Origin of the sequence: Cupriavidus sp. SK-3 (assembly GCF_000611145.1) — a bacterium.
Classification (GTDB): Bacteria; Pseudomonadota; Gammaproteobacteria; order Burkholderiales; family Burkholderiaceae; genus Cupriavidus.
In genome coordinates this window covers 27,052-50,572 of the sequence record NZ_JFJV02000214.1, presented here as the reverse complement: position 1 = coordinate 50,572, position 23,521 = coordinate 27,052, and the positions used below count along the sequence as shown (strand labels likewise).

The window sequence follows — 23,521 nt, the reverse complement described above, 5'->3', positions numbered from 1 at the left end:
CGCAGCGGATGGTATATCTCGCCGGTATCCAGCATGTCACGAAGCCAATCGCAGTGTTCCGCAGCGCGCTGCACCGGCAGCAGTAACGACAGCAGCTGCGCCTTGCTCCTGGCTCCCGAAAATTCCGCCAGGGCTTGCGACAGTGGCTGGGGTTGCGCTTTGCCATGGGCCGACAGCCGCGAGGTGTAAGTCGCAAGGAAGGCGAACGGTGACTCCGGGTCCTTGCGGTTCTCAGCGAGGTTGAAATGCACACGGCCGACGAGATTCCAGGCCGGGTGGCGCAACTTGAGGAAATCCTGAAGCGAGACGTTTGCGGTCGCCAGTTCCTCCTGCAAGGCAGTATCGATCTCGCCCCACAACGTGGCCAGCACATCTGGCGTTAGATACTCGCCGCCCGTCATCGGCGGCGCATCGGCAATCATGGCATCAAAATCCTGGGCAGCAGGCGCTGCAACCACAATCTCGCCGCCTTCGGGCGTAGCGCACAAGGCGGTGACATAGCGCGCGGCAAAATCACGCCACCAGGCCCATGCGGGGGGCAAAATGCGGCCGATTTCCGCCGTTCCCAGATGCAACAGGCCATGCCCCGTGCCAAGCGCAAAAGAACGCTTAAGCCGCAGTTGCATTTCATCTGCCAATATTGGCGCGGCGTCCTCCGGCACCGCAAGCAGGTGTCCGCCGGGCGTCAGGTGTGGCGCGAGAATGTCGGGAACAGTCAAAAGCGCCCCTCCCGATCGCACTGTTGCAGCGAGTGCTGAAGCCGCATGTTTTCAAGGGAAGCGGCTGCGGAATCAACCAGCGGGCCCTCTCGCCTGGTTCGGACTGGGTGCATCTCCGATTGCGTCTGGTTCGATCGAATTAACGGGTTGACCAACCGTCCGGGGTATGCCTTTCCGCTGCGCCGCACATGCCTCGTGAACTGTCTATTCATCTGCTGTAGGACAAACTGATTGCTACTTAACTCACGGAAGTTCGCTTCCGGCTCTGCCGCCGGCGGACCACCTTCAACCTTCGAGGCGGCCCCGCGCGAATCTCCGGATCTAGCCAAAGGAAACACGACTTTCCATGAAAGGGTACCAAAACCTCAGTCACGCGAGATTGGATGCCGATGGCGGCTCCCGCCCGCGCGGCGGAAATCAGCTGGCACGCTTGTTACAAACGACTAAATGGTGGAGTCTCCGAATAACCGAATCGCTCCGAAGGCGACTGACGGGGCGCATGGCCGCTGCCTCGGCAGAGCCGATGTCTATGGTCCGGGCGTGTGGGCAAGCGTCTGGGGATGCCCGGTATGGGACATACGTAGAGGACGCCAGGCAACTGCTTAAAACAAAGGGAGCCGCGCCAGGGCTCCCTTCACCTTGCACGTCGACAAGGGCTTAGGCAGCGGCGTCCTTGAGCTTCTTCATCGGACGGACCTTCACCTTGACGGTCGCCGGCTTTGCGGCAAACCACTGATCCTCTCCGGTGAACGGGTTCTTGCCGAAGCGCTTCTTGGTCGCCGGCACTTGGGTGGCGACCACCTTGAACAGGCCGGGCAGGGTGAATTCGCCCGCGCCTTTCTTGTGCACTGCGCTCAACACCGTGTTTTCCAGATGGGCCAGCACGGTCTTGACGGTCTTGGCATCCAGTTCGGTTTGCGCGACAAGGTGAGCGAGCAGGCTGGACTTGTTGAACTTGTCACTGAGCGGCTTGGCGACCGGTGCAGCTGCGGCGGCCTTCTTCGCTGGCGCCGCCTTCTTGGCCGCAGCCTTCACCGGGGCTTTGGTTGCCGGTGCCTTCTTGGCGGCAGGCTTGGCAGGGGTCTTCGCGACAGCTTTAGCTTTAGCTTTAGCTTTAGTTACCATGGGATTGAAGCCTCAATTTCTAGTGGTTTGGGCGCTGACCTGCCAGAGGCATGAGCGCTCGCCGGAGCATAGCAAAAACCGCGCTGCATGTGGGCTTGCCGTCGACCTGAGAGGACGCACCGGGGCTCGCTCAAGTGCATACGTGGTTTTGATGGTGGTGGCAATCCGGTCGCGGGTTCGGAAACGGGCAAAGCCAGGCAGATCTGGCCGCCGAGCGCCAGGGCCACGCCGCGACGCAGGCGCGGCTGGAGGCGGGGCGGGCGGAACTGGATGCCGCCGGGCGGCAGCTGGCGGAACTGCGCACTCAGTTCTCGACCGAGCTCGAGCGGGCTCACGAGGAGGTGACCCTCGCCCAGGAACCCAAGCGAGTCACCCTAGAAGCTGATACCCAGCGAAAGGATCGCGATCTGCGCATGTGAGCCAGGGTTGAACCAGTAGAAACTTCCAGTGACCTTGCGCACCGTGACTTGGAAAAAGCCGCCTCGCTGGAGATCACGGTCCCCCCCGTAGATCCGCGTACGCTGGGCGACGAGGCCCAATCTCAGCCATTCGACGGGGCGGTAGCCAAGTTCACTCCAGGCATAGAAGTATCCTGGTTCTGCTCCATGCGGATCCAGGTATTCGGCTTCGATGTAGTAGTCGAATTTTTTGAAGGCCACGCTGGCCTCGAGTCCGCCGATCACACCGTGTGTCGAGCCCCATAAGAATCCGACGATAGGCGTCGCCTTGAACTGGACGGTTTCGCCCCCCGAGAATGACCAGCCGAGGAATGCCGACTGCGAGTGCTTCGCCTCGTAGTTGGCTCTTGCCTCGAGGTGGAGTTGCGATTTCTCCGCGATGAAGATGCCGCTGAGATAGTCGCCGCTCTCACGCGGCATATTCCAGTAGCCAGTTGCCGAAAAAGTCCACGGTGCGCTGGCAGGCTGCGCGGCGGCGTCCGGTGCAGGCTGGGGCGGTTCCTGTGCGCCGACACCCGTCGCCGCAAGCGTGAGGGCCAGCAGTAAGGTCGCGGATCGCACCTCAGCCACCCAGCGCAATGACGGCCGCAGTCAAGGCGGCCCCCCCAGCCGTCATGCCCAGGCCGGTGGCCCAACTGCCCATGCCTGCGTAGCGGCCAAGCGCCCATCCGGCGATGAACAGCATGGCGAGGGTCAGCACGCGCGAGATCAGTAGTGCCAGGCGGACGTCTGCCAGCAGCACGAATGGCAGCGCTACCGGAAACGTGGTCAGGACGACAATGCAGAAGATCCGCACGGACGCAAGCAGGTCGGCCAGGTTCAGACGCGGACGGGCCGGCAGCGTTGGGGCTCCGGCGAGCCGCGCCCGCATGGCTTCCAGTTCCGTCTCGGTCACCAGCGACCTCATCTTACGGGGCAGGGCATCACTGATGAGACCGATTGCCGCCGACCGGTCACTCGTATTCCTGACGGCAAGCGCGAGGGAGAGCTTCTGGCCGCGTCCCGCCAGCGTGCGAACCAGGAACATGACTGCGTCGACCAGCCCCCAGGCCAGGTTGCACCCCAGGGCGGCATGCAGCATGGTGCGACTGGCGTTCGGCCCGCCCGTGCCGCTCGCTACCGCGCCGACAAAGGTGAGCGCCATGAACAGGCCGAAGCACATCTCTGAGACACGGTCCACCACGTCAAGCACCGGCTCTCGCATCTCCGCGTCTTCCGGCGCGACCGTCGTGCCTGCGCTGAGGGTTGTCTTGGGTGTATTTGCCACAGAGAGCTCCCGGTAACTGCATCGATGGTCGGACAGGGTAATACGGGGCAGCTAGCAATTCCTCTCGGCACAGGCAAAGTTTCCGGCGGGCCGAAAGGACCATCCCGATGCGGAGTCTTCCTGAAAGGCGAGGGGCTCTCAGAAGCGGAGCGCCACACTCAGCATGGGGCCCTTCAATGTCAGCCTTTGCACCAGGTCGTCGTCACCGAGCTGATAGGTCAGGTAGCGGTAGGTCAGTTGCACATCTCCCCACTTTGCCGCATACGCCGCCCCTGCGGATGCTTGCACCGTATATCTGGAGGAGCCGGTACCGAAGTCGAAGTAGTAGGGCAGGTACCATCTGTCAGAGTCGCCAAGACGGATGCGCCCGCGGACTCCGATGATTCCGTCGACGATATTCGCGGTCTGCGACAGGCTCCCTTCTCTTGCCAGCGTCGCGCCTTGTCCGGTGAATGTGGCAGACAGTGTCCAGTTCGCGTTCGCACTCAGGTTCAGGTACCGAAGCCCGCCGAGTGGTTCGATCGTGCCCCAGGGCACATGTAGAGCCGTATAGGCCACGGCAAGTCCGAACAGGCCGCCGGTCAGGCTGCTGCCTGCTCCGGTTTCCACGTCGCGCGGTATGCCAACCGCGGCACCATTCCCGGCGCCGACCGCATTGACCGTGGTCTGTTGGTGACTGAAGTCCAAATAGGCTGCGTCGGCCAGGATCGTCCAGTTCCCCTTGCTGGCCTCGGCCTGCAACATGAGCAGGAACTGCAAGTTCTGGAGATAGCTGTCCGGCCCTGTTCCCACGTCGAGTCTGCCACCTCCGGTCGATGACGATCCGGAGAATCGCAGGGCTCCGCTCACGTTGGGTAACCAGAGGTATGGGCCAATCGCGAATCGCCACCCATTCGCATCCGGCGATTCTGCGTGTGCCGAGCCGGCCGCGATCGCAAGGACGATCGCGATACCCAAACGGTTCCAGCCAGGCTTCGCAAGCCGCGGTTTGCCATATTTCGCGTCGAGCCGGCCGCCTTGCCGCGTGTTTCCCATCCTTCACGCCTCCGCTCTTCCAGTGGAGCCGAGCGCCGCCCCGATCAACACACTGATACAGACGCCCCGCGTCGGTCGCCTCACCGATGGATGCATGTTTGACCCTCCAGACAATGCGTTGTCTGGCCGATGGCAATGCTTCCGGTCTGCCGCAGATCGAAGGATGGCTTGTGCCGTTCCATGATTTGTCTAATTCGTCTCGCCATGACAATCCGGCGTCCGCGGTAAGTTACATTCCGCCGGATTCGCCATATGAACATAGGGCAGGGACTCCTCGAATGCAACCTGCCCGCCGCACTGTTGGGGCAGGCAGGCTCAAGCCATCAAGCAGGGCCTCGTATTCCTCGCGGAACTGGCGGGTGGGGCTCTTCACAATTGTGACGGTGCCGTCGATGGGACCGAAGGCCGCTGCCCGCCAGGATGTGGCACAGGTTCTCCAGCGCTTCGAGGTCGCCGCGCATGCCCCGGCCGGTGTCTCTCCGATTGAGTGGTCGCATCAACTAGGGATATTCATTGGAGGCGAACTGGGCTGCCATGGAGAACGCATCGCGACCTGATCGCGATTGATGACCCGGCCGGATGCCTCCAAGACGCAAGCCTTCTACCAAGCCCGCGCAACTGGAGCGGCGCTGCCAGTTGCTGCCTGTGATGATCGAGAGGGCGCTAGTCCGCTCCCATGGCGGAAGCGTTCGACCAGATTTCGTGAGGCATACAGATGCTCGTCCAGGGGGCGTTGTTCAAGACGATTGGCGCGACTGGGGATGACGGCTTGCACACCCGCGGACTGCAGGTTTTGCAGGATCGCGTTCGAATCGTAGACTTTGTCGACGGCCAGACTGGCGGGCTTCAGTTCGTCAAGCAAAGGCAGCGCTTCGGGGCTGTCCCCGGCCTGGCCGCCGGTCGGGCGAAAGCGCGCGAGCATACCCAATCCATCGACCAGCGCATGAATCCTGGTGGTCAATCCGCCACGCGAGCGGCCGATCGCCTGACCGCCTGTTGTTATTGGGACGCACCGGTGGCATGGTGGTGGGCACGCACAACGGTGCTGTCGATGAAGACTTCCTCGAAGTCGGCGTCGCCCCCCAAGCTCAGCAAACACCATGTACCACAGCTGCGCCCGAGACCATATGGCAAAGCGCTGGTACACACTGCTCCAAGGTCCGAAATCGGGAGGTAGATCGCGCCATGGGCTGCCGGAACGCGCCATCCACAACACGGTCTCGACAAACAGTCGATTGTCCCGCCGCCGTTCGAGCCGGGTCCGTTGCCGTGCCGGGCAGCAAGGGGGCGATCCGTTCGTATTGTTCATCGCTGAGCATCAACCTTGGCATCCTGTCTTTCCGAAAAAACGGGATGCAGACTGATTCCTTCACAAGTTAACAGCCCGCTCGTTGCTGATTGTCAATCAGGATCTAGCAAAACGCGAGGGATCGGATTTGGGCCAGGGAGCGACATCTGGTTGTGATGGGTCCACACAGCCATCGGCCCCGACTTCTTGCCTTGAGCATCTGACTTGCAGGGGGCCGCAGCAGAGCTAGACTTAAGTAGCACACGCCGCATTTCATCCTGGGTTCGCGGCAAGTGCGCGCCATGCCAGTTCTTTTTCTGTACTCGCGTCCGACAAGCCGGTTCTTGAAAGGCTTGGTGGGGATCTTGTGCTTCTGCGGGACGCTTGCTTCGGCGCAGCATTCCGTGGCGCCAGATGTCGCACCGGGGGCTCGCACCGCCCTGCCGACCAACACCAGCGCTGCGACGGTGCGCAGGTTCAGCCTTGCCACCAAGGCGTGGAAGGGCGACTTCGACGCGATGCTCGAGCACCGCGTTATCCGCGTGCTGGTGCCCTACAGCCGAACCTTGTATTTCAGTGACCGGGGCCACGAACGCGGACTGGCTGCGGATCTGGTGCGCGAATTCGAGCGATACCTGAACAGGAAATATGCCAGCCGGCTTGGCAACCGGCCGCTGACTGTCATTATCATTCCCACCACACGCGAGCGCTTGCTGCCAGATCTCGCTGCGGGGCTGGGCGACATCGCAGCGGGCAACCTGACAGAGACGGACGAACGGCTGAAGCTGGTCGACTTTGCCGCGCCGCGCGACCAGAGGCCGGTGCGCGAACTGGTGGTAACCGGCCCCAGGACGCCCACCCTGAATGGCCTCGACGATCTTGCTGGCAATACGGTGCACGTGCGCCGCTCCAGCAGCTACTACGAAAGTCTGGCCGCGCTGAACGATAGCCTGCAGCGCTCTGGGAAAAAACCGATGAAGCTGGTGCTGCTGCCCGATGCGCTAGAGGATGAAGACGCGCTGGAGATGCTCAATGCCGGCCTCCTGTCCATCGTAGTGGTGGACGACTGGAAGGCGGCGATGTGGGCGAAAATCCTGCCGAAGATCAAGGCCCGCACGGACCTGATCCTGCGCAAGGAGGGTTATGTCGGCTGGGCCTACCGCAAGAACAGTCCTCAGATGCGGCAGGCGCTGGATGATTTCAATGTCAACCACGTCAAGAAGCAGGGCATTGCCGCATACCATCTCAAGCAATACATGCGCCGGATCACGCAAATCAGGAACAACGCCAATGACGCCGAATACAAGCGCTTCGAGCACACCCTGAGCCTCTTCGAGAAGTACGGCAAGGACTATCGATTTGATCCGCTCATGCTGGCCGCTCAGGGCTTCCAGGAATCGAAGCTGAAACAGGATGCGCGCAGCCATGTGGGGGCAGTCGGCGTCATGCAGATCATGCCGGCCACCGGCAAGTGGCTTAACGTTGGCAACATCCGGATGACGGAGCCCAACATCCACGCCGGCGCCAAATATATGGACCTGTTGATGACCCGGTATTTCCCCGATGCGCATTTCTCGGATGAGAACCGCGCGCTGTTCGCATTCGCCAGTTACAACGCGGGTCCCGCCAATATTGCCAAGATGCGCACGGAAGCGGCTGAGCTCGGGCTGGACCCTGACAAGTGGTTCAATAATGTCGAGATTGTGGTGGCCGAGGAGATCGGCATGGAAACCACCACCTATGTTCGCAATATCTACAAGTACTACACTGCCTATCGATTGCTGCAGGAAAGACATGCTGCACGCGAACGTGCGATCAAGGAACTCAAGACGAGCAATCGCTAAAAGGCGCCACCTCGACCTATGACTGCCAGATCGTGACCGATCAGAATGCAGCACTGAAATTCAGTAATGTGACGAAGGTGCGTTGTTGGCGGATCCTCGTCCCAGGTATAAGGCCGTTCGATCGTTCGAGGCCATGTCCAAATCCAGCAGAACCCTAGCCTCGTCCCCATATTTCGACCATGCCGGATCGGCATACGGCGAGGCGAAGGGCTGCGATTGAGCTTCAAGCCGGCGATCGGGAACGGCTGCTTCGGCCAAATTTCAGTCGCCCCCAGACCGGAGTGCGAACGGCCGTGACTGGTCGTTATGCAAATCTCTGCATAGCGGCCAAACAGTCCTTCCGTAGCGGCGCCACGGGGCAGAAACCGTCAAGGAACGAGTCTATCCAGTGTCCTTGTCCTGGGGCAGTTGAAGATGCTGAGGTGATCGGTGATCGCGTCGGTCTGTTGAGGCGTGGCCAGGCAACAGGCTCCGTCATTCAGATATTCAGGCGCGAAACCTTGGTGCCGGACAGCGACACGTCACCCATCAGGCCGGCATTGGTCAACACAATTGCTTCGACAGGCGCGGTAGCCGTTGTTGTATCAATCTCTCCGTTCGCACCGACCTTCAGTAGCGCAACCGATCCTTCGGCACCAACCGACCAGCCTTTGGAATTGCGAAAGCCATTGAGCGCGTCATGCGTCATGAACAAGAAAATGATGGCCTTTGATTGCGCACCTGCCTGTAGGCCAAATGAGCCCGACACCGTGCTGTAGTAGCCAGCCGTTTTGCCACCCACATGCAACGCGCCTTCGCCGTACTCGCCGCCGGCGATGAAGCCGACCTTCAGCACGGACGGGAACACGAGAACGCCGTTCGCCTTGGCGACGAGTTCCTTCGAGCCTTTGACTGTCTCATACAGCCGCGACAGAGTAGCGTGGACCTTTGCATCGATTTCCTTCCGTTTTGCTGCGTTGGACTCGGCGGCAAGGGTGTTACTCGATGTCACCGGGAAACCCGCCAGCGTAAGGCCCGCGACGGTGAGCGCGGCGGTACCTGTCTGTATTAGGCTTCTTCTGCGCATGGTTGCCTCCATCGTCGATCACGGTTGAACCGTGTTGCTGCAATGGTTGAGAGGATGTACTGCACCGACACTTGCCTTGTCAGGTGCTGCCTGTTGTCATACCCGTCGCCACAACACTACAGATGGTGCAATGCCGCCATACGCAACTGCCCGGCTGCGGGGGCGGTGGCGGCCTCATAACGCGAATTCAGTAGCGTGCATGGCCTTGCCAGCCCCCTTCACAAGGCACAACACTGCCTCCGACTGGGTCTCGCCGGGCAACTGCTACCGCCAGCGCTGCCGGATACAACCTGATCGTAGAAAATGACCTGTCGACGCGCGGGATTTTCTTGTGGCCCGAGTTCAGGATAGATGAGGGCCGTGCGAATTTCACGATTGCTATGACGAAACTCATGGAGTGCCTGAACTACCGGACTCGGTAGAGGCCGCGATGAAATGCATCGGGGGGCACATTCTGGCTGCCGTGATCGTCGCCTGCTCGATCGCGGGCTGCGCCGCCATACCTGCCGATGCATCTGGAAGTGATTACCGCAGCCGCGCGGTGACGCGTGTCGAGGGGGCATTGCCTCTATCGGCAGCCGTTCTTTCAGCAGAGGAAACCGCCGCCGCGTATGGCGTCCCTCTGGCAAAGAAGAAGATTCAGCCGGTATGGGTCGAGGTGCAGAACAACGACGATCGCAATTACTTCCTGCTGCCGCCCGGCATGGACCCGAACTTCTTTCCCGCGCCTGAATGGGCCGAAGCGTTTGCTGGCGGCGCGTCGCAAGATGACGCAGCCAGGCTCGATGCGCGCTTTGGCGCGCTCGCTTTTCGCAATCCCATCCCACCGGGTGAGACGGTCTCGGGCTTCGTGAGGTCATCGTAGACCGCGCTGGGCGGCGATGAGCGCGAACGCATAAGGTAAGCAAATGTCGCAAGGGCGGCGAAGTCTACCGGGGAACAGTTCTCCGAAGGGGGGCTCTTGGATATCGATTCGCAAGGCGTACCTCAGTCCATCCAGTCCTGGACTGCCGGAAACTCTTCACCAGTCGTTGCGCGACGATGTACACGTGGAGATTGCCCAGGCTTTCATGAACTACTATTCTCTCAAGGTATATATGTTATCCAGGCAGCAATTCCGACTCTCCCCTAATACAAATGGAGTGATGATCATGCAACACGGTTTCATTGCGTGGCTTGTCATTGGTGGAATTGCCGGATGGCTGGCCGGCGTGGTGGTGAAGGGTGGCGGATTCGGTTTGGTGGTGGACATCATCGTGGGCATCGTCGGTGCCTTCATCGGAGGATGGCTGGCCGGCGTACTTGGCATTTCACTTGGTGGCGGCTTGATTGGATCCATCGTCACGGCCTTGATCGGCGCTGTCATCCTGCTTTTCATCATTCGACTGATCAAGCGCGGGTAGCGGAAATCATGGTCGACTAGCCGGGAATTCAGCCACTGCGCGTCTTTCAAACTCGCTCAAGTTCGTGGCGATCTGGCCCACCATCGCGGCCTGACGATCGCCTCGGGCATAGCAGTTCAACGGATCGACGATTTACGCGGCATGCTGGACGTCCAGGATAGCAAGCTCGCGAGATGGATCGACGACCACCTGGCCAATCGCAGACAAGCAGGCTTTGCACTGGCCATCGAAGGTGAGCAGCTCTGGCGATTTGCGCGCTTTGCCGAACAAGCGGGCCATCATGGTCGACTGACGGTGCGGCTCGCCTCGACTTTCTTCTGCGGGCCAAACGTGATACAGCGGCGCGGCGCTCATTTTGAGAGAGCGGTCGCCCAGGATGGCGCGCCCACAACGGTGACCGTCGACAAGGGCGGCGCCAACCTTGCCGGGCTGCACGCGATCAACGCGCAGCGCGAACGGCCCATCAGGATTCGCCAGACCAAATATCTATACAACGTCCTGGCGCAGGCCCGTCTGGCGATCAAGCGTCGCGCCCGGCCGATGCTCGGCTTCAAATATTTTCATTGCGCCCGCATCCTGTTGGCCGGGATCAAGCTCATGCACATACTGCGCAAGGAGCAATGCCGGACCGCGCAGGGAAGCTCCTCTTCCACAGCGGAGCAGTTTTACGCGCTCGCGGCATGATTTCCGTTGAACCCTGCGGACCAAATCGGGCTGCGCCCCTGACTGCAAAAAGGCCGCTGTGCTGCTCCACTAAAAGCTTGCGGCGATTCCCAAGGAAATACCCGACACATTGTTGCCGAACACATAGCGCACCACGGCCCGAATCCTCGTGACAAAGACTTCATGCGCCGACGCGTCGAGTTCGAGGCCAGTGCCGAGCGTGGTAAGGTCGTTAAACCCCAGCGTGCCGGCATCGCGCCCCAGGTAGTGCGAGTGCGATAACTCAAGTACATAGCGTACCGGCCGATCCAGAGCCCACATGCCAGTGGGGGCGCGCCAACGCGCATACAGGCTGGCGGTTTGGGCTGCCCCCGTTCCCGTCACGGCGGAACTCGTGCCGCCAAAGCTCTGCAGGTGGATGTTCGTGTACCGCACCTCGATGTCAGCGTCGTAAGTCGGCGCATGGCGCTCCCAATCGAGCATCACCGAGCCGCCTAACCCATAGGCGTTGAGGTGGCCATTTTCGATGAAGCTGATGTCCTTGCCAGTCTTCTGACCCAGCAGGAACTGCGCCACCGATGCGTCCGTGGTGACACGCGCCAATGAGGCGTTGAGGATGGGGCGGAACACCAACTCCTTATTTGCGGTAAGCGGGAAATCCCACCCCACGCCAATCGTTCCGGCTACGGTGTTCCACTTGGTTGGTATCTGGCGCGAGTCGACCCCGTTGGAAGCAACATAGGTCGGATCGTAGCGGTTGTAGCCGATCGAACCTTCGAGATACAACGGCATCGTCTTGCTCCAGGTGAACCCTCCACCAAGTTGCCAGAGGGTGACATCCGGATTGCCAGTCGCCCCGTTATTGATCGCCAGGGAACTGGATGCAAGGTCTGGAACCACCGCGAAGGACATCAGCGAGATCACCGCATTGGCACTCTTCTGAAGATTGGCTCCAGGCAGTTGAAATTCCGTGATGCTTTGAGCGACCGCCTGGACAGGTGTCAGGCAGAGCGGCCACAGGATGGCCAGCCATTTGAGACGTGGTTGAGTGACGCCATTCATTTAAGCCCCTTGGGTCTATGAAATCAATAACCACACGCGAACACAAGAGATAGGCCGCCATCTTCAATGGCGCAGAACACATGCGTAATGTTCTCGCATCGAAATGATATCCCGCAAGCGGCCCACAGAATTCAGCGCGGAGGCGCCCGCTCATTCCGCCCCCCCCAACCACCCTCAGGAGCGCCTCACGCGGCACAATTAACGCTGGGGAGACCACGAGGATTGCCGTCTGAAGCGAGGCTTCCGGGTGCCTTTGCGTGGCGGTCATGCTGCTGACACTTGGCATCGCGGCGCCCGGCAGGTCATGCAGATGTGGTTTGCCTTGGACGCGCAGTTCTCCAGAGCACGAACACCCAACGTGTCTGTTCGACAGCGTACGGACGCGGGGAGCGACGCAGGCACAGATTGACGCTTCGTATAGCGTCCAGCGGGATCCTGATGCGCTCCTACCTTTTTCCCCCACTATTTCTCTTGCCATTCCTGGTGGTCGGCTGCAATACAGCGCCGATTCCCCCGGGCAAGCCAGTCGATATTCCCACGGCTCTCGAACAGGTGGTCCAGGGACTGTGCACTTTCAAGAAGAATCTGGAGGGAAGGAAGCAGGATTGGGGCGTTGCTTTTGACTCCGTCACCGTGGAACTTGACCTGACCATCGACGGCACAAAGAACCCTCAGCTGGCAGTCGCACCGGATATTCAGTTTATGCCGACGGTTAGTTATGGACAGACCATCACGGCGGCGAAAGGAAGCAGACTTACCCTTACACTGAAGAATACCGGCGGCGGCGGCACATCCGCTGGCGTCGACTGCAACGTCACCAAGTCAGCAAATTAGGGGGAGGGGGCGCCAGCGGACATTGCTCAGGTGTCGGCCGTCTGGTCGCCGCCCGTCCGACGCTGCGCTTTACGGCCGGTTCAGTCAGCCCCCTCCAATTGGTTCATGATCGTAATCACTCCTGCGGTTCAAGGAGACCGCGCCAAATCGGGGGCGACGACGATGTTCGCTACTGAACAACGAGGCTCGACGTTCATTTGGCTGCCGTCAGGCTGACAACCTTTCTTCTAGCTGGGCTGACAGTCCCGCCAGGGCGGGAAGCGCTGCGTTGATCACGTAGACGGGTATGTCGGCCAGATAGGCCCGCATGCGACCGTTGTTCTCGAACCTGCGGCGGAAGGCGGATTGGGCGAACATTGCGCCCAGGCGCGGCACAATTCCACCACCGATATAGACGCCGCCTCGCGCGCCGATGGTTAGTGCCAGATCCGCGGCGACCGTGCCCAACATTGCGCAGAACATTCCCACCGCCTTCTTGCAATGCGGATCGGTTCCCAAGAGTGCCTGCTTGGTGATGGCGGCGGGAGAGAGCGGATACTGCCCCGGCACATGCGCGCGGATCGCCTCATGAATCAGCGTCAAGCCGGCTCCGGAAAGCAGGCGTTCCGCGGATACATGCCCAAAGCGGGCCCGCGCATATCGCCACACCCGCGCCTCCTCGTCGTCAGAGGGGGAAAAGCTTGTGTGTCCGCCTTCGCCCGACAGCGCGATGTACCTGTCGTTGCACGGTATCAAGCCAGCCATGCCCAACCCGGTTCCGGGGCCGAGCAGGCCAAGGGGGGAAAGCTGGCTGGCAGGCTTGCCGCCGACCTGCAACAGATCCGCCGCCGACAGGTAAGGTAGCGCATGCGCCAGCGCGGTGAAGTCGTTTGTCACCACCAGGGTATGGAACGAGAAAGCGTAGCGTAGCGCGTCAATGGAGAATGACCACTCGAGGTTCGTCATCTTCACCAGGTCGGTTAGCACCGGCGTGGCAATGCCGATCGCTGCGTGGCGTACCTGCGGGCCGAGGTCACCGAGCGTGGCCAGATAGGCGCGCAGTGCAGCCTCGATGCCACGGTAGGCAGCGCAATCCAGCACCGTCACGTGCGCGAATGTCCGTGTTGCCACCTCGATGGCAAACCGCGCATTGGTGCCGCCGATGTCAGCGACAAGCCGTGGCGACGCGAATGGTTCAATTTGCCGCATAGACGTCGATGGGGACGGTATTTTGATGGATGATGCAACTGATCGGCAGGGCGAAATCCTGCGCGTGCGAGGCAAGCGCAAACACTTCGCGCTTGCTTGCTCCGCCGAGCACCAGTATCAGTTTGCTGGCCCCAAGCAATGCCGCTCGGTTCAATGTTATGCGACGATGGGCGGCGCTGCGTGGAGACGTTCCAGTGTATCCCGGTGGCGCGCTCAGATTCATGGCCTGCGCGTACTCGGGGGCATCCGCAAACAAAGACGCTATGTGACCGTCCTCTCCCATACCGAGGACCACCAGGTCGGGCTGGCTGAAACCGGCGTTGGCCTGGATCAGTGCCCTGGCCACATCGATACCGTCCGGCGTTGCGTACTCCTCCGCAACCAGGGGGATGAAGCGGGCCCGCGCGGCTTCGCCTCGAAGCAGATGGGCCCCCACCAGCCTGGCATTGCTGTCAGTATGGTGCGGTGGCACGGCGCGTTCGTCGACCAACATGATGGCGACGTGTTGCCACGGCAGACGCTGCATGCTTAGCGCCTGGAAGAAGGGGACGGGCGTACGGCCGCCCGACACGGCCAGGTATGCGCTGCCTTTGCTCTTGATCAGGACGGACAGGTGCTCTGCCACGCTCAGCGCCAGTGCTGCGGCCTGGGCAGGAACGTTATCGTGGAATACTTGCTGCATGTCAGATTTCCTCGTGCCATGCAACACCGTCACGCGAGAGCAAGGCGCTGGAGGCCGCCGGTCCCGACGTGCCCGCGGTATAGAGCTTGAGCGGCGGACTGCCGGAAGACCATGTCTCGATGATTGGCTTCACCCAACACCATGCCTGAGCTTGCTCATCGCGCCGGACGAATAGGCCGAGACGCCCGTGAATGACGTCCAGCAGCAAGCGCTCATATGCCCCTGCGCGGCGCTCGGTTGAAGTCCTGGCGAGGTCGAGATCGAGATAGGTTTCCCGCAGCGAAACGGTATCCCCGGGCGCCTTTGTGAAAAGATAGAGGCGTATGCTTTCCTCGGGTTGCAGCGAGATGACCAGACGGTTCTGGGCTGACAAGCCAAGCGGGCGAGGGAGTAGCTCGTGGGGAACGCTACGGAAGTGGACGACGATCTCGGCCAGGCGCGACCCCATGCGCTTTCCGGTGCGCAGGTAAAAGGGGACGCCCGCCCATCGCCAGTTTGCGATCTCCGCTTTGATAGCGACGAATGTCTCGGTCTGGCTGTCCAGCGTTACGTCGGCCTCTTCACGATAGCCTGGCACCGGGTGTCCGTCCGCGGCACCCGGGCGATATTGGCCTCTTACAGTTCTCTCGGTCACGCATCGGGGACTCATCGGCGTGAGTGCCTTGAGCACCTTCAGCTTTTCGTCCCGGATGGCGTCGGCGTCCAAGGTGGCAGGTGGCTCCATTGCAACCATGCAAAGGAGTTGCAGGAGATGGCTCTGGAGCATGTCCCGCAGCGCGCCGGTACGGTCATAGAAAGTGCCGCGCTGCTCGACACCCAGTTCCTCCGCTATCGTGATCTGGACATCGCGGACCCATTCCCTGCGCCAGAGCGGTTCGAACAGGGTATTGCCGAAACGGATCGCCATTAGATTCTGGACCGGTTCCTTGCCTAGGTAGTGGTCAATGCGATAGATCTGATCCTCTTCAAAAAAACGGGCCACGGCATCATTGATCGCCTCGGAAGATTCGAGGTCGTGACCTAGCGGCTTTTCCAAGACGACGCGCACATTGCGCTGGTTCATGCCGACCCGGGAAAGCTGCTCGCAGATCTGTGCGAATAGGTGTGGCGGGGTGGCCAGGTAGCAGACGACGACTTGCGCGGCGCGTTGCGCTATGCATTCCGACAGCGCTTCAAAGCCTTTGTCCAGGGAGGTGTCGACATGGAGGTAGTCGATCCGGTGCAGGAAGCTCTCCCAGCATGCCTGGAACCGCAGTTCGTCCGGGCTGCCTCCAGTGATCGGTACGCCCGCCTGCACCATCGGCCTGACGCGCTCCTCGAGCATGGAAATCAAGCTTGCCCGCTCCATTGGCTTGGTGCCGGTCGCGAGGATTCGGCCTTGTGCATGCAGGAGCCCGGCGCGATGGGCGTCGAAGAGCGCGGGAATGAGCTTGCGGCATGCAAGGTCGCCCGTGCCGCCGAAGATCACCAGATCGAATTCAGGTAGTGACAAGCTTCACCTCTCCCAGGTGTATATAGTGGAATCGCGTCATGTTGCAGGCGGATGCTGATCTTTTGGCCCGGACCGACGTGTGCGGCGGAAGGGGATTCGGGACGCGGGACGACCTGGAACTCAGAACTTCTTGCGAATGCCCGCGGCTACGCCGAGCATGTCGTTCTTCCCGGCGCCGAGGAAGTAGCCGTTGACGAACCCGGTTGCCGAGACGTCGAAGTTCAGGCCAGCGTTCTTCGCGTATGCCGTGGTCAGGTAGATGTCCGTGGTCTTGGACAGGCTGTAGTCGGCGATGAACAGGATTTGCCAGGGATTCTTGGCCCTGACGGCAGGAAGCCGGCCGAGGCTGACGTTGGCGAGACTGATGTCGTCATAGTAGTACGCCAGGGTCAGGCCCAGCGCCGCCGTGGCCTGATAGTTGACGCCTACCCAGTAGAGGTTGTCGTGCCAGAGGGTGGCATTGGAGCCGGTCTTGTCCAGGCCCCAGCGGTAGCCGCCCACGAACTTGGCGGGGCCGGCGGCATAGCTGCCGGCGATGCCCGCGCGTTTGAAACTGCCGATGTCACTGGAGGCGGCGAGCGTCGGGTTGTACTGGTCATAGGCGATACCGATGCCGAAGACGTCGGATTGGTAATTCAGTGCAGCGCCGTACCCGGTGTCGCGACGGAACTGGCCCGGTGTTTCGCCGGCGCCGAAGATGCCGTTGCCGAATGTCCAGTGCGCAATCGCGGTCACACGGCCGAATTGGCCAACGTACTTCGACATATTGTCCGAGCGGGCACTGAAGCCTCCTATGGCCCCGGCGGGCTCGTATTGGTTGGTATAGTTGGCCGCCGTGAAGTTGGCGAAGCCGTCGTAGATGGAAGTGGTCTGCCGGCCGAAGGTGACCCGCCCGAAGTCGCGGCTGGCAAGGCCGACCCACGCCTGGCGGCCAAACATGCGGCCACCGAAGCCCAACTTGCCGTCATCCACGGTAAAGCCGTTCTCGAGCGCGAATACCGCCTGCAGGCCACCGCCGAGATCCTCGGTGCCGCGCAGGCCGAAGCGCGAGCCGGACAGGCCGCCGGAGTTCATTCGCACCATGTTGTGCGCGGGGCCGCTTGTGTAGCGGTTGGCCGCGGTGGGTGTAGTGCTCGAGAAATTGCTGACGTACTCGATGTTGGCATCGACCACCCCGTACAGGGTAATACTCGACTGGGCCTGCGCTGCCCCGGCGATGAATGTCGCGCATCCAGTCAAGAGGGCCTTGCGCAGATGTCTACGTTGGTGAATCCCTTTCATTGCTCTCCTCCTCTAGTTATTGGCAGAATTCTTCGTTAGATGCCACGCCTCGGGACGCCAGGGCGCCGCGAATTGCGGCTATGCGTTGCCATGCGCGGCTTTGCGGCGGCACTCGACCCGTACGGTCCCCGATGCGCTCGCCCATATCTGTGCGGATCCCTGCTCCGGCTTGTCTTCGCAGCGCTGCACCGGGCCTTCGATGGCGATCGCAACCCCGTGCGGGAATTGCGCCAATGGCAGCACGAGTTCGGTCGGCGCCTGCACTGTTACATCGGCTTGGTATGTAAAGACGAACGCGCCAGAAGCGCGATCGTAATGCATCGCCGTCAAGCACCCCTGTACCGCGGCGACATAGGGCCGGGCAAAGCCGGCCACCGCGCGGCCACCGGCGTCCGGGTCGAGTGGGTCGTCGATCTGGTCAACGGAAAAGATGGAAAGATCTTCCTGGTTCCACTGGTCGCCGATGCGCAGATCGTTGCGGTTGGTAGCCGTGTAGTTCCATTGTGTTGCGCTCAGCAGCAGCTCGTCCAAGGCGCCATACATCAGCTCGAGCGCCTGGGTGTGCGGCCCGAATACATCCCGCTTGCCCGCACTCCACTCCACATACGCCCGGCCATTGTCCAAGTCGAAGGGAATGCCGAACTCTCCGACCAAGGTAGGCGCGCCGCCTGGAAACCGGTCTGCCGCCCCCTTCAGCCTGGCCAGTTGCCGTACGTACCGATCGCGCAGGGCGGCAGGCCCTTCGGCGCGCTCGCCTGTCAGCACGTCGACGGAGTTGTTCTGGTCGAACGACTTGCTAAGGAGCAGCCCCAGGTCGTACCAGTGGCTTGCATTGACCGATTGGCAGGGCATTGCGGCGGGGAAGGCGCGGCCGCTGAGTGCCCCAATCGGGTCCATCTGTGCCATCAACAGCCAGTCTTCGCGATGGCGGCGCACACGGATGGCAGCCTCGGCAAAGAACGGCGCGAATACGTCTTCAGCGATGTCCAGAGGGCGACCGTTTACCCGCTTGAAGACGTCCTCGTCGAGTGGCACGATGCGGCCCCGCTCAAGCCGGTAGATGCCCGCGTGTTCGAACGGGCAACTGGCACCATCGACCCAGATGGAGCGCCCTGGGGCATTGAGCAGGCGCATCGCGTCCGAACGGGGTCCACGCTGGTCCGAGCTGGAAGGAATGAGGGGGACCTCTGTCGGGATGCCCCGGGCCAGCGAAAGCGCGGCGAGCGGCGTGACGGCAGGACCGGGCAGATGCGGGCCGTCGTGCGTCGCTAACGATTGGCCCAGCCAGCCGAGTCCCGGTTCGTTGAGAATGTCGAAGCCGATCACGTGTGGCAGCGCGCGCAGGCGCAGCGCCATCTGCTCGACTGCATCGAAGAAGTGCCCCTGCAGGTAGTCCTGCACGTTCTGGCCTTGAATGCAAAACTCCGGCGTCAGGGTGCGGCCTGCCCAGAAGAGCGTCCACATGATAGCGTTTGCGGGCAAGCGGTAGTTGAGCGGCCAGCTCATCTGGGGGTAGCTGGGTTGGCGTGGATTTCCGTTCGCGAAATGGAACCGATGTTGCATGACGTGCGCCGCGTCCGCGCTATCGAAGTTGCGGTAGTCCAGGCCAACAGCTTCGAAAGTCCAGCCTGGTGCGCCATCGCCCCCGCTCATCCTCGACCATGCGTCCTGATGGAAGTCGACGAAGACAAAGAGGCCATGCTCCCCGGCCTTTCGGCAAATCTCCGTGAAATAGGCCAGGTAGTCATCGTCGTATTGTCCGGGGCCGGCATGCTCGATCGCTTCCCAAGTGGTGATCAGGCGCAGGCAGTTAAAGCCCCAGCGGCGGATGCGCGCAAGGTGCGAATCTGCTTCCGCCAGTGGGAACGGCCGGCCGACAAAGGACGTCTCCCGATGATCGGCGAAGTCCGTCGGATATTGCGTTCCGCCATGGGGGTAGGGGACCTTGCTGTCTCCTCCCAGGTTTACGCCGCGCAGCATGACGTGCCGGCCGTGCGCATCGACGAATCGGTCGGACTTGGTATGTAAGCGAGTCGGTGACATGTGGCTCCAGGTGCGAGAAAGTGGCGCGGTCGGCTAACGACGATGCGCACAACCACTATATTAACTTACGCGAAGGTTAGTATATTGAAAAAAATGCGCACTTGGGGTTTACAATGGCATGCACTTTGTCTGCGGCAATCAATCTGGAGCCATTCAATGAAACCCAAAAGAAGGGATGAACACCGTAGATCAAACGCTGAGATGTCGGCGGAAACGAAGGCCAGGATCCTGATGGCGGGTATAGAGAGCCTGGCTGAACTTGGCTACGCCGGTACGACGATCTCGGAGATCGCGGAGCGCGTCGGCTTGACGCGCGCCGCGTTGCTTTACCACTTCGAGAGTAAGAACGCCTTGATGGTGGCGGTGATGAATGCACTCTACGACGAGATGGCTTCGCGCTTCGCCGCCGCCGCACCGGCGTTTCTCGCGCCCAGGGAGCGTCTGCTGGCGGTGCTGGACACGATGGGCAACCATGCTTCCTCAACGAACCAGATGGCGCTGATTGAATTGCTGCTGGCAGCTCGGCGCGATCCCGGCTTCCGCGACGAAGTGGCTCTCACGGTTGCACGGCGCGAGGCCGTGTTCGACCGCGCTTGGGGGGACCTTATCGAGAGTTTCCCGACGGCGTCCCGCCTGGAAGTGCTGCGCGATCTTGCCGTCGCGGCGCTACGTGGCATCACCATCGGCAGGTCTTTGGGGGGCGACGACCTCCGCTTCGATTCCCAGTTCGCCGAGTTGCGCCGCCTGTTCGTGGAGGCGACATCGGAGTAGGGGCGGGAGGGTCGCCACGCCATTCGGCAGAAGTCGGGGGAGGGGGCAGCATTGCTGCGGGGTTTCCCCTAGTTGATCCAAGTAGTTACTTACTAGATAGTAAGCAAATGAACGGCACAAGCCGGCAATTTTGGAGACCCCCAATGGCCACCCCTTCCAGTTCTGCGCTACCACAGCAGCGGGCATTGAAGACCGGATCGACCCTGGTAGCAGGCGGACCCGTCCAAGCCCCCCTTGGGTGGCGCCATCGCCTCGGGTATGGCGCTGGAGATCTCGGATGCAATCTCTACTGGCAGGCAATTTCGCTGTTCCTGTACTTCTACTACACGGATGTGCTGGGAATTGCACCGGCGATTGCTGGACTGTCGTTCGCCATTGCGTCCGCCTACGATGCCTTCGCCGATCCGATCATGGGTTCGATCGTGGATCGCACCCTGTCGCGCCGGGGGCGTTACCGGCCCTATATGCTGTTTGGCGCCGTGCCGCTGGCGCTTAGCTTTGGGGCCATGTTTTACGTGCCGCCGGCAAGCGGTACGGCCCTCGTTATTTACGCGACGCTGTCCCATATCCTGATGCGGACACTCTACACGGCCGTCAATCTTCCCTATCTCGCCATGTCCGCGAGCATCACCTCAGACTCGGCGGAGCGCGCGACGCTTGCCGGCGTGCGCATGGTGTTTGCCGCGGGTGCGGGCATATCAGTCGCCATGCTGCTGCCCAAGGCGGTGTCCGCGCTGACGGGCAAGGTTGCGCAACCGTATTTCGTCGTGGCGGTACTCATCGGACTGCTGGCGACCGTGTCGATCCTCCTTTGCGTGCGCAACACCAACGAGAACACAGACGAGAACACAGCCGGAACAACTGGCAGCCCCGCCCCCGCGCGATCGTCGCTGCTGGGCCAAACGGTCAGCGATTTTGTCAGATTCTGGGGCATGTTGCGCCAGAATGGCCCACTGGCACGCGTGCTTGGCGCCATCGTGGTTGCCGCGGTGGCGTTGACGATGTTTTCCAAATGTCTCTTGTACTGGTTCAAGTATGGACTGCAGCGTCCCGATATGACTTCGGTGGCGCTCGTGCTTGGCGTTGTGATGCTGGCACTGTTCGCGCCTTTCTGGGTATGGGTGGCGCGGCGCTTTTCGAAGCGGGCCGCGTGGATGGCAGGCAGCGCGATCGCCGCAACGGGATATCTCGGCTTCTGGCTGAATACCAACCCGGACATGCAGGTTGTGCTTGGCTGGACCGCGCTTATCGGCGTGGGTACGGCAAGCTTTGCCATCAACTACTGGGCGATGTTGCCGGATACGGTGGAATTCAACGAGTGGAAGTTCGGGGAACGGAACGAAGCGAAGATCGCCGGCTTCGCCGCCTTTTCGCACAAGGTAGCCTTGGCCGTCAACGCCATGCTGCTCGGGCAAATTCTGCAATGGGCCGGCTTCGTGGCGAACAAGCCGTTAGACGCCTCGGCGCTGGCCAGCATCAAGGCAGCAATGTGCCTGATCCCGCTGACTGGCGTACTTTGCTCGGTTCTGCTGCTTTGGAAGTATCCGATCACGCCGGCATTCCATCGCCGCATGGTGGATGAGATCGCCCGGCGCCGCCAGGATCCATAGGGAGGGCATGCCCAGTCCTGCGGCGGCACACGGCATTGCGCGGTAAAGCCAGCGGCGTACCCGCAAATCAGGGCGCAGCACACTCTCGCGCAGGATCTTCCGACCGACGCTGGCCCGACAGCCCTGGCCTCGCTCATCCTTCCTGGTCGGCTCAATGCTTGCCTGATGGCGAATCCGATGGCGAATCCGATTGAACCACACAAACTCCACAGACCTTATGCGGCTACTCTACATTGATATCGACACACTCCGACCGGACCATCTCGGGTGCTATGGCTACCATCGCAACACCAGCCCCAACATCGACAAGCTGGCCGCCGAGAGCATCCTGTTTCGCAATGTGCATGCCTCGGACACGCCTTGCCTGCCGAGCCGTACGGCACTGCTTACCGGCCGCTTCGGCATACACAATGGTGTGGTCAATCATGGCGGCGTCGATGCCGATCCGGTGATCGGCGGCCCTGAACGGAAGTTCTGGTCGCGCCTGCAACTGGAGAGTTTCCCGTTCCTGCTGCAGCAGGCGGGGCTCAAGACCGTGAGCATCAGTTCCTTCGCGCAGCGGCATTCCGCCTTTCAGTGGTATGCCGGATTCGACGAGGCCTACAACGTGGGCAAGTTTGGCCTCGAAACCGCGGACGAGGTTTTCGCGATCGCTTCGGACTGGCTGGCGCGGCATGGCGCCGAAGACAACTGGTTCCTGCATGTGCATATGTGGGATCCGCACACGCCATATCGGGCGGCCGCGGACTATGGCGAGCCCTTTGCCAACGATCCGTTGCCGGGCTGGCTGACAGAGGAGGTTCGCGCGCGCGACTGGCAGGGGTGTGGTCCGCACAGCGCCCAGGAATGCACAGGGTTCGCCCCGCAGGCCGCGGCGCGCGTGTACTTCCCACGGCAGCCGCAGGACATTCCCGATATGGCGGCAGTCCGGGCCATGTTCGACGGCTACGACACGGGGATTCTCGTGGCCGATGAATACGTCGGGAAATTGATGGCACAGCTCGCCGAGCTCAATGTGAAGGACGAGACCGCGATCATGCTGTCATCGGACCACGGCGAAACACTGGGGGAACTCAACGTCTATGGCGACCACCAATCGGCGGACCAGTTCACGACGAATGTCCCTCTTCTTCTCAAGTGGCCGGGGATCGAGGCAGGCCGAGAGTGCCAGGCATTCCACTATCAGATCGACGTGACGGCCACCGTGCTGGAACTGCTCGGCCAAACGGTCCCGGCAAGCTGGGACGGAGCTTCCTTCGCCGGCAGTCTGAAAGACGGTATTGATGAAGGGCGGAGCCATCTGGTTGTGTCGCAAGGGGCGTGGACATGCCAGCGTGCCGTCCGGTTCGAAAACTGGATCCTGATCTGCACGCTGCACGACGGCTACCACCTCTTCGACGACGTGATGCTGTTCGATCTGCTCGCCGACCCGCACGAGCAGAACAACCTGGCCGGCGCACGGCCGGAGATCGTGGGAAAAGGCATGGCGTTGCTGAAGGATTGGCTCGACAGGATGCTGCCTGATGCGGCGCGCGGCCGGGATCCGCTGCGCAATGTCGTTGCGGAAGGGGGACCTTATCACGTGCGCGGAGAACTGCCAGCCTATCTCGACCGCCTGCGCACGACAGGACGCGGCGACAAGGCGGACGCACTGGCGAGGAAATATGAGCGCGACCTGCAACGACTTCCC

Annotated in this window: 18 protein-coding genes and 4 pseudogenes; 9 read left to right on the top strand and 13 right to left on the bottom strand. The window is 61.4% G+C overall.

The genetic code is table 11. The features are described 5' to 3' along the window. Both CF70_RS38145 and CF70_RS21250 read right to left on the bottom strand, forming a co-directional pair. Positions 1-719 (bottom strand): annotated as a pseudogene (locus CF70_RS38145) (ATP-dependent helicase); the annotation flags it as partial. Between the two features lie 657 nt (positions 720-1,376). Further along, positions 1,377-1,844 (bottom strand): HU family DNA-binding protein, encoded by a 468-nt coding sequence (locus CF70_RS21250; protein WP_035869101.1) that lies wholly within the window; start codon positions 1,842-1,844, stop codon positions 1,377-1,379. Between the two features lie 194 nt (positions 1,845-2,038). Between CF70_RS21250 and CF70_RS38140 the strand changes: the two are divergent. Further along, positions 2,039-2,254: pseudogene (locus tag CF70_RS38140) on the top strand (KfrA protein); the annotation flags it as partial. On the opposite strand, the gene CF70_RS21245 reads toward CF70_RS38140, so the two are convergent. From CF70_RS21245 to CF70_RS35140, 4 genes are all read right to left on the bottom strand, one after another. After that, the gene (locus tag CF70_RS21245) at positions 2,219-2,863 is read right to left on the bottom strand and encodes a hypothetical protein (protein ID WP_035869216.1); all 645 of its coding nucleotides are present in this window, start codon (positions 2,861-2,863) and stop codon (positions 2,219-2,221) included. The pseudogene CF70_RS38140 and the gene CF70_RS21245 overlap by 36 nt on opposite strands. A gap of 1 nt (position 2,864) precedes the next feature. Next, positions 2,865-3,506: a hypothetical protein gene (locus tag CF70_RS21240; RefSeq protein WP_414629468.1), complete on the bottom strand. Its 642-nt coding sequence runs from the start codon at positions 3,504-3,506 to the stop codon at positions 2,865-2,867. Between the two features lie 201 nt (positions 3,507-3,707). Next, entirely contained in the window at positions 3,708-4,604 is an 897-nt protein-coding gene (locus tag CF70_RS21235; protein ID WP_035869096.1) for a hypothetical protein, read from the bottom strand. Between the two features lie 601 nt (positions 4,605-5,205). Then, a complete protein-coding gene (locus tag CF70_RS35140) occupies positions 5,206-5,913 on the bottom strand; it encodes an IS5 family transposase (RefSeq protein WP_081862268.1) in 708 nt (235 codons plus the stop codon). A 281-nt stretch (positions 5,914-6,194) separates the two neighbouring features. Between CF70_RS35140 and CF70_RS21220 the strand changes: the two genes are divergently transcribed. Further along, complete coding sequence (locus CF70_RS21220) at positions 6,195-7,736, top strand: transglycosylase SLT domain-containing protein (RefSeq protein ID WP_051648724.1); 1,542 nt, start codon at positions 6,195-6,197, stop codon at positions 7,734-7,736. Positions 7,737-8,214: 478 nt separating this feature from the next. On the opposite strand, the gene CF70_RS21215 is transcribed toward CF70_RS21220, so the two are convergent. Next, positions 8,215-8,802: a BPSL1445 family SYLF domain-containing lipoprotein gene (locus CF70_RS21215; protein ID WP_035869090.1), complete on the bottom strand. Its 588-nt coding sequence runs from the start codon at positions 8,800-8,802 to the stop codon at positions 8,215-8,217. Between the two features lie 397 nt (positions 8,803-9,199). On the opposite strand from CF70_RS21215, the gene CF70_RS21210 reads away from it, so the two are divergent. From CF70_RS21210 to CF70_RS21200, 3 genes and pseudogenes are all read left to right on the top strand, one after another. Then, the gene (locus CF70_RS21210; protein ID WP_200876784.1) at positions 9,200-9,667 is read left to right on the top strand and encodes a hypothetical protein; all 468 of its coding nucleotides are present in this window, start codon (positions 9,200-9,202) and stop codon (positions 9,665-9,667) included. Positions 9,668-9,953: 286 nt separating this feature from the next. After that, positions 9,954-10,205: a GlsB/YeaQ/YmgE family stress response membrane protein gene (locus CF70_RS21205; protein ID WP_035869207.1), complete on the top strand. Its 252-nt coding sequence runs from the start codon at positions 9,954-9,956 to the stop codon at positions 10,203-10,205. Positions 10,206-10,510: 305 nt separating this feature from the next. Further along, positions 10,511-10,889 (top strand): annotated as a pseudogene (locus CF70_RS21200) (DDE-type integrase/transposase/recombinase); the annotation flags it as partial. 69 nt (positions 10,890-10,958) lie between these two features. Here the strand turns inward: CF70_RS21200 and CF70_RS21195 are convergent. Further along, positions 10,959-11,930, bottom strand: coding sequence for an autotransporter outer membrane beta-barrel domain-containing protein (locus CF70_RS21195; protein WP_160172280.1), 972 nt, complete (start codon positions 11,928-11,930; stop codon positions 10,959-10,961). Between the two features lie 438 nt (positions 11,931-12,368). Between CF70_RS21195 and CF70_RS21190 the strand changes: the two genes are divergently transcribed. Continuing rightward, a complete protein-coding gene (locus tag CF70_RS21190; RefSeq protein WP_035869201.1) occupies positions 12,369-12,764 on the top strand; it encodes a hypothetical protein in 396 nt (131 codons plus the stop codon). A 207-nt stretch (positions 12,765-12,971) separates the two neighbouring features. On the opposite strand, the gene CF70_RS21185 is transcribed toward CF70_RS21190, so the two are convergent. The 5 genes from CF70_RS21185 to CF70_RS21165 form a co-directional block, all read right to left on the bottom strand. Next, positions 12,972-13,952, bottom strand: a complete 981-nt coding sequence (locus CF70_RS21185) for a glucokinase (RefSeq protein ID WP_035869086.1) — start codon at positions 13,950-13,952, stop codon at positions 12,972-12,974. Then, on the bottom strand, positions 13,939-14,634 hold the full coding sequence (pgl, locus tag CF70_RS21180; protein WP_035869083.1) for a 6-phosphogluconolactonase: 696 nt from the start codon (positions 14,632-14,634) through the stop codon (positions 13,939-13,941). The genes CF70_RS21185 and pgl overlap by 14 nt, the downstream gene beginning before the upstream one ends. Position 14,635: 1 nt before the next feature. Continuing rightward, on the bottom strand, positions 14,636-16,126 hold the full coding sequence (gene zwf / locus CF70_RS21175) for a glucose-6-phosphate dehydrogenase (protein WP_035869081.1): 1,491 nt from the start codon (positions 16,124-16,126) through the stop codon (positions 14,636-14,638). Between the two features lie 120 nt (positions 16,127-16,246). After that, positions 16,247-17,407 carry a porin gene (locus CF70_RS21170; RefSeq protein ID WP_235185140.1) on the bottom strand — a complete coding sequence of 387 codons (1,161 nt, stop codon included), beginning with the start codon at positions 17,405-17,407 and terminating at the stop codon, positions 16,247-16,249. A 78-nt stretch (positions 17,408-17,485) separates the two neighbouring features. After that, positions 17,486-19,450 carry a glycoside hydrolase family 5 protein gene (locus tag CF70_RS21165; protein WP_035869078.1) on the bottom strand — a complete coding sequence of 655 codons (1,965 nt, stop codon included), beginning with the start codon at positions 19,448-19,450 and terminating at the stop codon, positions 17,486-17,488. Between the two features lie 156 nt (positions 19,451-19,606). Between CF70_RS21165 and CF70_RS21160 the strand changes: the two genes are divergently transcribed. From CF70_RS21160 to CF70_RS21150, 3 genes and pseudogenes are all read left to right on the top strand, one after another. Further along, positions 19,607-20,221 (top strand): TetR/AcrR family transcriptional regulator, encoded by a 615-nt coding sequence (locus tag CF70_RS21160; protein WP_235185139.1) that lies wholly within the window; start codon positions 19,607-19,609, stop codon positions 20,219-20,221. 107 nt (positions 20,222-20,328) lie between these two features. Continuing rightward, positions 20,329-21,831: an MFS transporter gene (locus CF70_RS21155; RefSeq protein WP_081862267.1), complete on the top strand. Its 1,503-nt coding sequence runs from the start codon at positions 20,329-20,331 to the stop codon at positions 21,829-21,831. A gap of 217 nt (positions 21,832-22,048) precedes the next feature. Beyond that, a pseudogene (locus tag CF70_RS21150) lies at positions 22,049-23,521 on the top strand (sulfatase); the annotation flags it as partial.

What these genes read in the sequence shown, in the direction of transcription:
- CF70_RS21155 (WP_081862267.1), top strand. Translation starts at nt 20,329, where the DNA reads ATGAACGGCACAAGCCGGCAATTTTGGAGACCCCCAATGGCCACCCCT.
- CF70_RS21170 (WP_235185140.1), bottom strand. Translation starts at nt 17,407, where the DNA reads ATGAAAGGGATTCACCAACGTAGACATCTGCGCAAGGCCCTCTTGACT.
- CF70_RS21205 (WP_035869207.1), top strand. Translation starts at nt 9,954, where the DNA reads ATGCAACACGGTTTCATTGCGTGGCTTGTCATTGGTGGAATTGCCGGA.
- CF70_RS21215 (WP_035869090.1), bottom strand. Translation starts at nt 8,802, where the DNA reads ATGCGCAGAAGAAGCCTAATACAGACAGGTACCGCCGCGCTCACCGTC.
- CF70_RS21185 (WP_035869086.1), bottom strand. Translation starts at nt 13,952, where the DNA reads ATGCGGCAAATTGAACCATTCGCGTCGCCACGGCTTGTCGCTGACATC.
- pgl (WP_035869083.1), bottom strand. Translation starts at nt 14,634, where the DNA reads ATGCAGCAAGTATTCCACGATAACGTTCCTGCCCAGGCCGCAGCACTG.
- CF70_RS21220 (WP_051648724.1), top strand. Translation starts at nt 6,195, where the DNA reads ATGCCAGTTCTTTTTCTGTACTCGCGTCCGACAAGCCGGTTCTTGAAA.
- CF70_RS21240 (WP_414629468.1), bottom strand. Translation starts at nt 3,506, where the DNA reads ATGCGAGAGCCGGTGCTTGACGTGGTGGACCGTGTCTCAGAGATGTGC.
- CF70_RS21165 (WP_035869078.1), bottom strand. Translation starts at nt 19,450, where the DNA reads ATGTCACCGACTCGCTTACATACCAAGTCCGACCGATTCGTCGATGCG.
- CF70_RS21235 (WP_035869096.1), bottom strand. Translation starts at nt 4,604, where the DNA reads ATGGGAAACACGCGGCAAGGCGGCCGGCTCGACGCGAAATATGGCAAA.
- CF70_RS35140 (WP_081862268.1), bottom strand. Translation starts at nt 5,913, where the DNA reads ATGAACAATACGAACGGATCGCCCCCTTGCTGCCCGGCACGGCAACGG.
- CF70_RS21190 (WP_035869201.1), top strand. Translation starts at nt 12,369, where the DNA reads ATGCGCTCCTACCTTTTTCCCCCACTATTTCTCTTGCCATTCCTGGTG.
- CF70_RS21250 (WP_035869101.1), bottom strand. Translation starts at nt 1,844, where the DNA reads ATGGTAACTAAAGCTAAAGCTAAAGCTAAAGCTGTCGCGAAGACCCCT.
- CF70_RS21160 (WP_235185139.1), top strand. Translation starts at nt 19,607, where the DNA reads ATGAAACCCAAAAGAAGGGATGAACACCGTAGATCAAACGCTGAGATG.
- CF70_RS21195 (WP_160172280.1), bottom strand. Translation starts at nt 11,930, where the DNA reads ATGAATGGCGTCACTCAACCACGTCTCAAATGGCTGGCCATCCTGTGG.